The organism is Pseudomonas sp. NFACC16-2 (assembly GCF_900119205.1).
In the GTDB taxonomy this organism is placed as follows: domain Bacteria; phylum Pseudomonadota; class Gammaproteobacteria; order Pseudomonadales; family Pseudomonadaceae; genus Aquipseudomonas; species Aquipseudomonas fluorescens_Q.
Genome location: NZ_FPIX01000076.1, coordinates 1 through 11458 on the forward strand (window position 1 = coordinate 1; position 11458 = coordinate 11458).

Below are 11458 nucleotides of genomic sequence, written 5' to 3' on the forward strand. Positions count from 1 at the left end.
GGGGCGCTGGAGGATCGTTCCTCACGCTCCGCGTGGGAACGCCGCCAGGGACGCTCCGCGTTCCGTTTCTGGAGTGTGACGCAGAGCGTCACGGGATGCAGCCCCACGCAGGAGCGTGGGAACGATCGGGTTGTGGGGGCGCTGGAGGATCGTTCCTCACGCTCCGCGTGGGAACGTCGCCAGGGACGCTCCGCGTTCCGCTTCTGGCAGGTGACGCAGAGCGTTACGGGATGCATTCCCACCCGGAGCGTGGTAACGATCTACAGCCCAGAATTCGGACGTAAAAAAAAGCACCCCGAAGGGTGCTTCTTCACAACAACTGGATCACCGGGCTGGTTCGTTCTGCCCCAGGATCAGTTGGCCTTCCTTGTTCACCGGGATCTGGTTGCCCGGGTCGCGGTCCATGCGGACTTTGCCTTCTTTGCCGTCGAGCATGTAGCGAACGTCGTAGCCTACCACCTTGTCGCTGATGTCATTGACCGTGTTGCAGCGCGTCTGGGTGGTGGTGTAGGTGTCGCGTTCCTGCATGCCTTCCTGAATCTTGTTACCGGCATAACCACCACCGGCCGCACCCGCCACGGTGGCGATTTTCTTGCCGGTGCCGCCGCCGATCTGGTTACCCAGCAGGCCACCAGCTACGGCGCCCAACACGGTACCGGCGATCTGGTGCTGGTCCTGGACTGGCTTCTGCCGAGTCACGGTGACGTCCTTGCACACTTCACGCGGGGTCTTGATTTGGGTCTTGACCGGCTCCACGGCCAATACTTGCGCATACTCAGGGCCACTTTTTACCAAGCTGTAGGTCGCGACCGCACCACCGGCAGTCACACCGACAGCACCCAATACCGCACCAACCAGCATCGATTTGTTCACTTGAACCTCCAGGCCATCACAAGCGGATTAATCCGCGCTTCTCCCAGCCTTGGAGCACAAAAAAAGGCGCGAGTTCAACTCGCGCCTTTTCAGCGGTGACGGGCGGGGCGACGAGCCTTATGGGCGGTCGTCCACTTCCGTTTCGGTGGCCGCAGGAGGAATCAGGTCCTCGGTGCTCAGGTTCAGCCAGATCAGCACCACGTTGGCGATGTAGATCGACGAGTAGGTACCTGCCAATACGCCGACAAACAGCGCGATGGAGAAACCGAACAGGTTGTCGCCACCAAAGATCAGCAGCGCCGCGATCGCCAGCAAGGTGGAGATCGACGTCGCCATGGTCCGCAGCAGCGTCTGGGTGGTCGAGATGTTGATGTTCTCGATCAAGGACGCCTTGCGCAGCACACGGAAGTTCTCACGCACCCGGTCGAACACCACGATAGTGTCGTTGAGGGAGTAACCGATGATCGCCAGTACCGCCGCCAGCACCGTCAGGTCGAAGGTGATCTGGAAGAACGACAGGATGCCCACGGTCACGATCACGTCGTGGATCAGCGAGACAATCGCCCCCACCGCGAACTTCCACTGAAAGCGGAAGGCCAGGTAGAGCAGGATGCCACCCAGCGCCATCAGCATGCCGAGGCCGCCCTGGTCGCGCAGCTCTTCACCCACCTGCGGGCCGACGAACTCGACGCGCTTGACCTGGGCCGGGTTATCGCCGCCCGCCTTCTGCAAGGCCTCGGCCACCTGGTGGCCCAGCTGCGGGTCTTCACCCGGCATGCGCACCAACAGGTCCGTGGTCGCACCGAAGCTCTGCACGATGGCATCGCTGTAGCCCGACGTCGCCAATTGCTCACGCACCTTGGTGACATCGGCCGGACGCTCGTAGGTCAGCTCGATGAGCGTACCGCCGGTAAAGTCCAGGCCGTAGTTCAGCCCCTTGGTGGCCCAGCTGAACAACGCCAGTACGGTGAGGAACAATGTGACGCCGAACGCAACGTTGCGAACGCCCATGAAGTTGATTGTACGTAACATGGCAGCCCCTTAAATCCACAACTTCTTGAAGTCACGACCGCCAAAGATCAGGTTGACCATTGCGCGGGTCACCATGATGGCTGTGAACATCGAGGTAAAGATCCCGAGGGACATGGTCACTGCGAAGCCCTTGACCGGGCCGGTGCCCATGGCGAAGAGAATCCCGCCCACCAGCAACGTGGTGAGGTTGGCGTCGAGGATCGCGGTGAATGCCCGGCCGAAGCCTTCGTTGATTGCCCGCTGGATCGACATGCCCGCGGCGATCTCTTCACGTATCCGCGAGAAGATCAGCACGTTGGCGTCCACCGCCATACCCATGGTCAAGACGATACCGGCAATACCCGGCAGGGTCAGCGTAGCCCCTAGCAGCGACATCAGCGCCAGCAGCATCACCATGTTCACCGCCAGCGCGACGGTGGCGATGATGCCGAAGAAGCGGTAGATGGCGATGATGAACAACGAGACGAACAGCATGCCCCACAGGGATGCATCGATACCCTTGGTGATGTTGTCCGCACCCAGGCTCGGGCCGATGGTGCGTTCTTCAGCGAAGTACATCGGCGCGGCCAGGCCACCGGCACGCAGCAGCAGGGCCAGTTCCGAGGATTCACCCTGGCCGTTGAGGCCGGTGATGCGGAACTGGCTGCCCAGTGGCGACTGGATGGTCGCCAGGCTGATGATCTTCTTCTCTTCCTTGAAGGTCTGCACCGCGACGTCTTTCTCGACACCGTCGACCACTTGCTTGGTGTAGGTGGTGGTCGGCTTCTGCTCGATGAAGATCACCGCCATGCTGCGACCGACGTTGCTGCGCGTGGCGCGGCTCATCAGTTCGCCGCCGTGGCCGTCGAGGCGAATGTTCACCTGTGGGCGACCCTGTTCGTCGAAGCCCGCCTGGGCGTCGGTCACCTGGTCACCGGTGATGATCAGGCCACGCTCGATCTGCGCCGCTGGGCGATTTCCTTCACGGAACTCGAAGCTCTCGGAAGTGGCCTTGGAAGCACCCGGCTCAGCGGCCAGGCGGAACTCCAGGTTGGCGGTCTTGCCGAGGATACGCTTGGCTTCGGCAGTGTCCTGCACACCCGGCAGCTCAACCACGATGCGGTTGGCGCCCTGGCGCTGCACGATCGGCTCGGCCACACCCAGTTCGTTGACGCGGTTACGCACCGTGGTCAAGTTCTGCTTGATGGAGTATTCGCGGATTTCCGCCAGCTTGGCCGGGGTCATCGCCAGACGCAGCACCGCCTGACCATTGAGGTCGGCCGGCACAATGTCAAAATCGTTGAAGTTCTTGCGGATCAGGCTACGGGCCTGCTCGCGGGTATCGGTATCGCTGAAGCCCAGCTGAATGGCACCGTCGAGTTGCGGCAGGCTGCGATAACGCACGCGCTCTTTACGCAGCAAGCTCTTGACGTCGCCTTCGTAGACTTTCATCCGCGCGTCGAGGGCTTTTTCCATGTCCACTTCCAGCAGGAAGTGCACACCGCCGGACAAGTCCAGGCCCAGCTTCATCGGGTGCGCGCCAAGCTTGCGCAACCATTGCGGCGTAGTCTGCGCCAGGTTCAGGGCCACAACGTAATCGTCGCCCATGGCCTTGCGCACCACGTCCTTGGCTGGCAACTGGTCTTCTGCCTTGACCAGGCGCAACAGGCCGCCCTTGCCGTTTTCAGCGATGGACGCAGCCTTGACCTCGATATTGGCCGCCTTGAGCGCAGCGCTCGCACGGTCCAGATCGGCCTGGGTGACCTGCAGCGCAGTGCTTGCGCCACTGACCTGAATGGCCGGGTCATCCGGGTATAGATTGGGAGCGGAATAAATCAGACCGACCGCCAGCACCGCCAGGATCAGTACATATTTCCACAGAGGGTATTTGTTCAGCATCACGCCGCCCGCTTATGACGCGGGGCGCCTTGCGCGCCCCGTCGATTGAATAGAAGTTTGAAACTTTAGATCGCTTTCAGCGTGCCTTTTGGCAGCGTGGCCGCGATGGCGCCCTTCTGGAACTTCATTTCAACAGTGTCGGACACTTCCAGTACCACGAAGTCATCAGCCACTTTGGTGATCTTGCCAGCGATACCGCCGGTAGTGACCACTTCATCGCCCTTCTGCAAGCTGCTCAGCAGGTTCTTCTGCTCTTTGGCGCGCTTGGCCTGTGGACGCCAGATCATCAGGTAGAAGATGACCAGGAAGCCGACCAGGAAAATCCACTCGAAACCGCCACCCATAGGGCCGGCAGCAGCAGGTGCAGCGGCATCAGCCATGGCGTTAGAGATAAAAAAGCTCATTTAGCACTCCAGTTGCAAGTATTGAATCTAGGGATCGGAAAACTCAGTCCAAAGGCGGAACAGGCAACCCGCGCTTGGCATAGAAGGCCTCGACAAAGGCGGCCAATGTACCCTGTTGGATAGCCTCGCGCAAACCAGCCATAAGCACCTGATAATGGCGCAAATTGTGGATGGTATTGAGCATACTCCCGAGCATTTCGCCGCACTTGTCCAAATGATGCAGATAAGCGCGGGAGAAGTTCTGGCACGTATAGCAATCGCACGTCGGATCCAGCGGCGAATCATCATGGCGATGGAACGCGTTACGGATCTTCAGCACACCGGTGTCGATGAACAGATGCCCATTGCGGGCATTACGGGTTGGCATCACGCAATCGAACATGTCCACCCCGCGGCGCACACCCTCAACCAGATCTTCCGGTTTGCCAACGCCCATAAGGTAACGAGGTTTGTCAGCGGGCATTTCGCCTGGCAGGTAATCGAGCACCTTGATCATCTCGTGCTTCGGCTCACCCACCGACAAACCGCCAATCGCCAGGCCGTCGAAGCCGATCTTGTCCAGGCCTTCGAGGGAACGCATGCGCAGGTCGCGGTGCATGCCGCCCTGGACGATGCCGAACAACGCCGCCGTGTTCTCGCCATGGGCATTCTTCGAACGCTGGGCCCAGCGCAACGACAGCTCCATGGACACCCGCGCCACGTCTTCATCGGCCGGGTACGGCGTGCATTCGTCGAAGATCATCACGATGTCCGAGCCCAGGTCGCGCTGCACCTGCATCGACTCTTCCGGGCCCATGAACACCTTGGAACCGTCCACCGGAGAGGCGAAGGTCACGCCCTCCTCCTTGATCTTGCGCATCGCGCCCAGGCTGAACACCTGGAAACCGCCGGAGTCGGTCAGAATCGGGCCTTTCCACTGCATGAAATCGTGCAGGTCGCCGTGGGCCTTGATCACTTCCATGCCCGGGCGCAGCCACAGGTGGAAGGTATTGCCGAGAATGATTTCCGCGCCAATCGCCTCGATGTCACGCGGCAACATGCCCTTGACCGTGCCGTAGGTGCCCACTGGCATGAACGCCGGGGTTTCCACGGTACCGCGGGGGAAGGTCAGACGACCGCGACGAGCCTTGCCATCGGTGGCGAGCAACTCGAAGGACATGCGACAGGTGCGACTCATACTGTTTCCTCGGGTCCGCGTGGCGCGGGGTTACGGGTGATGAACATCGCATCACCGTAGCTGAAAAAGCGGTATCCATGCTCGACGGCAGCCTTGTAGGCGGCCATGGCTTCGGGATAACCGGCGAACGCCGAAACCAGCATCAACAGCGTGGATTCAGGCAAATGAAAATTGGTGACCAGGGCATCGACCACATGGAACGGCCGCCCCGGGTAGATAAAGATATCGGTGTCGCCACTGAACGGTTTGAGCACCCCATCGCGAGCGGCGCTTTCCAGGGACCGCACACTGGTGGTCCCCACCGCCACCACCCGCCCACCGCGAGCGCGACAGGCCGCCACGGCATCGACCACGTCCTGGCTCACCTCCAGCCATTCGTTGTGCATGTGGTGGTCTTCGATGCGCTCGACCCGCACCGGCTGGAACGTGCCCGCGCCCACGTGCAGCGTCACGAACGCCGTCTCCACGCCCTTGGCGGCAATCGCCTCCAGCAACGGCTGATCAAAATGCAGCCCCGCCGTCGGCGCCGCCACCGCCCCCAGGCGCTCGGCGTACACGGTCTGATAACGCTCGCGGTCCGAACCTTCGTCCGGGCGGTCTATATAAGGAGGCAACGGCATGTGCCCGACGCGGTCGAGCAGCGGCAACACCTCTTCGGCAAACTCCAGCTCGAACAACGCATCATGCCGCGCCACCATCACCGCCTCGCCACCGCCGTCGATGAGGATCGACGAACCCGGCTTGGGCGACTTACTGGAGCGCACATGGGCCAGCACACGATGACTGTCCAGCACCCGCTCCACCAGAATCTCCAGCTTGCCGCCGGAGGCCTTCTGGCCAAACAACCGCGCCGGAATCACCCGGGTATTGTTGAACACCATCAAATCGCCCGGGCGCAAATGCTCAAGCAAATCAGTGAATTGACGGTGAGCCATGGCACCGCTGACCCCATCCAGGGTCAACAGTCGACTGGCGCGACGCTCGGCCAGAGGGTGGCGAGCGATCAGCGAATCCGGGAGTTCGAAGGTAAAGTCAGCAACACGCATGATGGGGTTCGTCTAGCAGGGCCGGAAAGTCTAGCGGAATTATCAAAAATTCACCATGAAACGTGATTGACCAACGGTAGGCACCTCTCTATACTTCGCCGCCATTGAGCCCTGATGGCGGAATTGGTAGACGCGGCGGATTCAAAATCCGTTTTCGAAAGGAGTGGGAGTTCGAGTCTCCCTCGGGGCACCATCTTAAAGAAAGACCTTGAAATTCAAGGTCTTTTTTTTCGTCTGCAGGAAAGTGACTGACCATGGCCTAAGCAGATCTCAGCCAATCATTGGGGATTGGCTGAGATCTGCTTAGGCCATGGCTAATCACTCTCTTTTGTGGCGAGGGGATTTATCCCCGCTGGGTCGCGAAGCGGCCCCAACCACCAAACCTGTGGCAAGGAAGAATCTGTGGCCAGTAAGAAACTTGTGGCGAGGGAGCTTGCTCCCGCTTGAGCGCAAAGCGCTCACAAAAATGTCACAGCCCCACCGATGCTCCGCCTTGCAACGCCCAGTTGATCCACCGCCCCTCCTCACCCGCTGACAAAGGACTTCACCCCATGGAATTGCTGCTGGAAACGGTCGCTCTTTACTCGCTGAAGCTGGCTTATGAGACGGAGGGGCATAGTCCGATTTTGCGGGATGATCCGTTGATGGGCGGGTGTGATCGGGAGGTGTTTGGGTTGTTGGTGCGCAAGGGTGACACCGACGGCATTCGAAACAAGGTGAACCACTGCCTGGGATTGGCCCTTCAAGCGGTCGGCGGCGCCGGCACTACCTTGGGTCGTGAGCTGGATCGTCTGGCAGCGGATTTCAGCGCTGCACGGACGATAGACCGGTTTGAAGATCCGCTGGTGGCGCTTAAGGGGTATTTGAAAGATATTCAGTGAGCGGCGTTACTCAAGGGCTGGTATTAGCCGGAAAAAATTACAGTTAGGATGAAACAAGCCAGCCCCTGAAATCAGTGGCAAACTCTGAAAAAGCTATTCGTGAAAGCGGCCTGCGATTCAAGACAGTACCGCTAAGGAATGTCGCATCAATGAGCAAGAAAAATGCTATCGATCGGCTAACGATCAAGGGTTTCAAGTCCATAAAAAATCTGGACGACCTGGAGCTTGGCAGCCTGAATGTCCTGCTGGGCGCCAATGGTGCCGGTAAGAGCAGCTTCGTTTCCTACTTTCGTATGCTCGGCGAAATGATGGAACAACGCCTGAAGAAATGGACAGCTCAGCAGGGCTCTGCGGATCGCATTGTCAGTTTCGGTGTGAAAGAAACCCAGAAAATCGAGTCCTTCATCAGATTTGGCCTGAACGGCTACCAGTTCGAACTGGAGCCAACTGTGGATGGAGACTTTGTATTCTCGAATGAGAAACTTTTCTTCGATGGCCCTCGGTACGGAGCACAATGGATACAGCTTGGCTCTGGACATCAAGAAGCGAAACTCAAAGAAACGTTCAATTCCAAGCGCTTTTATGCCGACTACAAAAACGATGTCGTCGCCTACTGCTACGAATCGATTTCCAGCTGGAAAGTCTTCCACTTCCATGACACCAGTGATACAGCAAGCGTCAAACGCCGCGGCCCAGTCCACATCAACGACTATCTGCGCCCCGACGCATCCAACCTGGCGGCCTATCTTTACCGCCTGACCACAGAAGCACCGGATGCCTACGAACAGATTCGTAAGACCATTCAACTAGCGATTCCGTTTTTCGATGATTTCGTGCTCAACCCCATTCGCTTGAAAACAGAAGAAGAGCTGATCAACTTGCTATGGCGTCAGAAAGACAGCGACTACGTCTTCTGGCCCAGCCAGTTATCAGACGGTTCAATCCGTTTCATCTGTCTGGTCACTGCACTACTGCAACCGGAGCCGCCCTCCACCATCATCATTGATGAGCCTGAACTGGGTTTGCATCCGTATGCCATCACTTTATTGGGCTCGCTGCTTCGGTCGGCCTCGACGAGAATGCAAGTCATTGTCTCGACGCAGTCCGTACCACTGGTCAATGAATTCCCTATCAGCGACTTGATCATTGTCGAACGGGAAAAGGGCGCGACGGTATTCAAGCGACTGAACGAAGACGATTTCGAGACTTGGCTGGACGACTATTCGGTCGGTGAACTCTGGGAGAAAAATATCCTCGGCGGGAGGCCGCGTAAATGATTCGAGTCCATGTCATTTGCGAAGGCCAGACAGAGGAGATGTTCATCAACGAGGTGCTTGCCCCAGCCTTCCATCATTTGGGCATTTATCTAGTGCCCGCGCTGATTGGCAAACCGGGACATAAAGGTGGCAACTTCCGCTTCGAGCGCCTACTGACTGATCTTGAAAAACGACTGCTCGGTGATCGCCAAGCCTACTGCACCACTTTTTTCGATTTCTACGGCCTACCCGAAGCGTTTCCCGGCAAGGCCGAGGCTAGCAACAAAGAGACCATGGATGGAAAGGCTGATTGTCTGCTTGAAGCCATGGTGGAGAAGCTGCGGCAGAAACTCGGCGACGAAGCGATGCGTCGATTCATTCCGTACGTTCAGATGTACGAGTTCGAAGGATTACTGTTCAGTTGCCCCAGAGGGCTTGCCCTGGGAATCAACCAGCCAGCCCTCGAAGACAAACTGCTGCGCATACGAAACGAGTTCGACACACCGGAAGCCATCAACAACAGCCCGGTCACAGCGCCGAGCAAACGACTCCTGAAACTTTACGAAGGCTACGAGAAACCGCTGCACGGCTCGCTCGCGGCAATAGAGATCGGGCTGCCCACAATACGCTCGCAGTGCACTCGATTTGATGATTGGCTCAGACATATGGAAGCGTTGCAACCGATTGCGTAATCAGCAAAGCAAGAGTTTTTTGGAGCTTCAACGCCTGCCTATCTAACGACTGATGTTTGTTCAGAAGGTGGCGAGTTAGTATCGAGCTACAACCGAGAGCGCCCCACCTGTCTTTGCAAAACAAAGGGGACACCCATTTGCCGGTCTCAAGTCAAGGCTAAAAGCCAACTCGCCCTGCAGCTTTTAACTGCTGGGTTCCCCTTTTATCTCAACCTGCCTGGTTGAACCCGTCGTACCCGTTTTCTCATCAATGGCTACGACTGAGTCGTGCCTGACACCCATATGGATCAAGCGGTAGCGATAAATCTTGCTCCGCCCCTCAATATCCAGCCCGACCTGTATTGATGAAACCGGAGCAGCCACTTCAAGAAACCTCCTACATCGCGCCCCTGTCCTTCCACGTTAGCGTCTGTCCCGCACTCACTGGACGAGACTCACTACGTGGCGACACGCAAAAAAGACATCCCTCAGGTTCGAAACCCGCCCGGTGGTGACGGGCATCACGTCACTTACCGGGACATGACCGCCAGCGAACTGGCCGAGCGCGAAGCCCGGCAGTTGGCTTACGAAGCCATGCTTGCCCGGCAGGCAGCCTATGAACGAGAGCGCTGGGCCACGGTGGCTAACAAGCCGTTACCCACCGTAACCGGAAGCGTGTTTGCCAAGAGCTGCAAGCTCCCCGACGGCATCATCGATTACAGCAACCCCAATGGCTACGTCCCGGCCGATCTGGTCAAGCAGTACGGCGATCTCATGTGGCTCGGCGGCAGGAGCGCCGACCCATCCGGCACGATCCCCCTCAAGCAGATCGGCGCGGGCACGGTACCCGTTACGCTGGGCAGGCTCGCGCTGGGCGGGTCGGCAACTTCTACGGCAGCCGCTGCCGGCGGCACCGTTGGCGCGGCCCTGCTGACAGGCATCGTCGCCTTGCTCTGGCCGTCCAGCCTGGGCGACAGCGCGCTTTACAGCGACGACCAACTACGTCACCTCAAGCAGGCCCGCAGCCGCATGCGCCTGAGCATCGAGCAGCAAGCCGACGGCAGCCTCAAGGGCTATGGCTTCTACACCGGTCAGAACCGCGATTGGGAAATGGTCGACGTTGTCCAGTTCACCCCGCGAGCCGATCAATTCATCGCCGACTTGGGTGATGGCATCGAACTGATCTGGACCCCGGCCACCGACCCGTCCGACACCCTCGGCATCCCCGCCCTGGAAGCGGCGCCACAGGCACCTCACATCTGGATCTATCCGCCGACGCCAGTGGCCGACAGCATCATCGTCGACCCGATCTATCCGCCGGAGTACAAGGATTTCATTCTGGTATTTCCGGCGGATTCGGGGGTTCGGCCGGTTTATGTTGTGGTGAGTACGCCTCATCATGACTACCACCCGAAACCAGATTTTTTACCTGCTTTTCCAAGTGCGAAATGGGCGCCACCCAAAACCCGCATGAAAGGAGGAGGATTACGTCCTCGCTGGAAAGATAATGACAAAATAATATATGAATGGGATTTACAGCATGGTGCAGTAGAAAAATATAACAAGCGAGGAAAGCACTTGGGCGAATTCGACCATATTACGGGAGCCCAAACCAAACTAGCCGACCCAACGAGGTGGATAGAGCCATGAAACACAAAATAATGGGGGTGATGGACGGCGATGACTTCGCTTCATACGAAAAAACGCTCTGCATTGACACTCAAGTTTTAGCAAAAATAATGAACTGGACCAAAGAAGAAGACTATTTTTACGATTACGAACTGAGTACATCTCAAATTAAAGCGTTGGAATCTGAGTGCTCTATAGAACTGCCCCGAAACCTGTTGTTTTTTTTAACCAGCAGCAACTAATTGCAAGTAGGAATAGGTAATTTTTCGATCGAGTAGGAGGCGGATTTGCATCCGCCGTCCTCTCACACCACCGTACGTACGGTTCCGTATACGGCGGTTCAGGTTATGCAGATAAGCCGTTGATCGTGTCCAGTATCGAGACCAGTCCGAGTTGGTTCCACAGTTTCTTCGGCAGCGCCTGATTCATATGCGACGCCCCCGAGTTCCACCATGGGCCGCGGCCATTCGACGTTGACTTGCAGGCACGAGCTTCGCCAAGCCCCAAGCGCATTAAGTTGCGCGCCCTCGTCGAGGGCTGCTTCCATTGGCGCCAGATGGCACACCGAAGCTTACGTCGCACCCATCCGTCCAACTCCTCAAGTGGCTTCT

12 protein-coding genes and 1 tRNA gene are annotated in these 11458 nt (G+C 58.0%); 6 read left to right on the forward strand and 7 right to left on the reverse strand.

The window, feature by feature from the left end; translation table 11 throughout:
* Positions 1-324 precede the first annotated feature (324 nt).
* From BT116_RS29655 to queA, 6 genes are all read right to left on the reverse strand, one after another.
* On the reverse strand, positions 325-873 hold the full coding sequence (locus BT116_RS29655) for a glycine zipper 2TM domain-containing protein (protein WP_072349307.1): 549 nt from the start codon (positions 871-873) through the stop codon (positions 325-327).
* A gap of 117 nt (positions 874-990) precedes the next feature.
* Positions 991-1905: a protein translocase subunit SecF gene (gene secF, locus BT116_RS29660; RefSeq protein ID WP_072349309.1), complete on the reverse strand. Its 915-nt coding sequence runs from the start codon at positions 1903-1905 to the stop codon at positions 991-993.
* A 9-nt stretch (positions 1906-1914) separates the two neighbouring features.
* Positions 1915-3783, reverse strand: a complete 1869-nt coding sequence (gene secD / locus BT116_RS29665; protein WP_072349311.1) for a protein translocase subunit SecD — start codon at positions 3781-3783, stop codon at positions 1915-1917.
* A gap of 65 nt (positions 3784-3848) precedes the next feature.
* Positions 3849-4187: a preprotein translocase subunit YajC gene (gene yajC, locus BT116_RS29670; protein ID WP_007916913.1), complete on the reverse strand. Its 339-nt coding sequence runs from the start codon at positions 4185-4187 to the stop codon at positions 3849-3851.
* Positions 4188-4230: 43 nt separating this feature from the next.
* Positions 4231-5346: a tRNA guanosine(34) transglycosylase Tgt gene (tgt, locus tag BT116_RS29675; RefSeq protein WP_161951757.1), complete on the reverse strand. Its 1116-nt coding sequence runs from the start codon at positions 5344-5346 to the stop codon at positions 4231-4233.
* Between the two features lie 14 nt (positions 5347-5360).
* Entirely contained in the window at positions 5361-6410 is a 1050-nt protein-coding gene (gene queA, locus BT116_RS29680; RefSeq protein ID WP_028237240.1) for a tRNA preQ1(34) S-adenosylmethionine ribosyltransferase-isomerase QueA, read from the reverse strand.
* A 108-nt stretch (positions 6411-6518) separates the two neighbouring features.
* Between queA and BT116_RS29685 the strand changes: the two genes are divergently transcribed.
* From BT116_RS29685 to BT116_RS29710, 6 genes are all read left to right on the forward strand, one after another.
* Positions 6519-6603, forward strand: a tRNA-Leu gene (locus BT116_RS29685).
* 358 nt (positions 6604-6961) lie between these two features.
* Positions 6962-7291, forward strand: coding sequence for a hypothetical protein (locus tag BT116_RS29690; RefSeq protein WP_072349313.1), 330 nt, complete (start codon positions 6962-6964; stop codon positions 7289-7291).
* Between the two features lie 149 nt (positions 7292-7440).
* Positions 7441-8568, forward strand: coding sequence for an AAA family ATPase (locus tag BT116_RS29695; protein WP_072349315.1), 1128 nt, complete (start codon positions 7441-7443; stop codon positions 8566-8568).
* Positions 8565-9239 carry a DUF4276 family protein gene (locus BT116_RS29700; RefSeq protein WP_072349317.1) on the forward strand — a complete coding sequence of 225 codons (675 nt, stop codon included), beginning with the start codon at positions 8565-8567 and terminating at the stop codon, positions 9237-9239. Before BT116_RS29695 ends, BT116_RS29700 begins: the two co-directional genes overlap by 4 nt.
* 441 nt (positions 9240-9680) lie before the next feature.
* Positions 9681-10868 carry an S-type pyocin domain-containing protein gene (locus BT116_RS29705; protein ID WP_072349319.1) on the forward strand — a complete coding sequence of 396 codons (1188 nt, stop codon included), beginning with the start codon at positions 9681-9683 and terminating at the stop codon, positions 10866-10868.
* A complete protein-coding gene (locus BT116_RS29710; RefSeq protein WP_072349321.1) occupies positions 10865-11089 on the forward strand; it encodes a hypothetical protein in 225 nt (74 codons plus the stop codon). The genes BT116_RS29705 and BT116_RS29710 overlap by 4 nt, the downstream gene beginning before the upstream one ends.
* 103 nt (positions 11090-11192) lie before the next feature.
* On the opposite strand, the gene BT116_RS29715 is transcribed toward BT116_RS29710, so the two are convergent.
* Positions 11193-11458 (reverse strand): group II intron maturase-specific domain-containing protein (locus BT116_RS29715; protein ID WP_305883203.1); only part of this gene is annotated, 266 nt, incomplete at its 5' end.

Excerpts from the sequence above, each read along its gene's own strand:
- yajC (WP_007916913.1), bottom strand. The coding sequence starts at position 4,187 with ATGAGCTTTTTTATCTCTAACGCCATGGCTGATGCCGCTGCACCTGCT.
- secF (WP_072349309.1), bottom strand. The coding sequence starts at position 1,905 with ATGTTACGTACAATCAACTTCATGGGCGTTCGCAACGTTGCGTTCGGC.
- BT116_RS29695 (WP_072349315.1), top strand. The coding sequence starts at position 7,441 with ATGAGCAAGAAAAATGCTATCGATCGGCTAACGATCAAGGGTTTCAAG.
- BT116_RS29700 (WP_072349317.1), top strand. The coding sequence starts at position 8,565 with ATGATTCGAGTCCATGTCATTTGCGAAGGCCAGACAGAGGAGATGTTC.
- BT116_RS29710 (WP_072349321.1), top strand. The coding sequence starts at position 10,865 with ATGAAACACAAAATAATGGGGGTGATGGACGGCGATGACTTCGCTTCA.
- secD (WP_072349311.1), bottom strand. The coding sequence starts at position 3,783 with ATGCTGAACAAATACCCTCTGTGGAAATATGTACTGATCCTGGCGGTG.
- BT116_RS29690 (WP_072349313.1), top strand. The coding sequence starts at position 6,962 with ATGGAATTGCTGCTGGAAACGGTCGCTCTTTACTCGCTGAAGCTGGCT.
- queA (WP_028237240.1), bottom strand. The coding sequence starts at position 6,410 with ATGCGTGTTGCTGACTTTACCTTCGAACTCCCGGATTCGCTGATCGCT.
- tgt (WP_161951757.1), bottom strand. The coding sequence starts at position 5,346 with ATGTCCTTCGAGTTGCTCGCCACCGATGGCAAGGCTCGTCGCGGTCGT.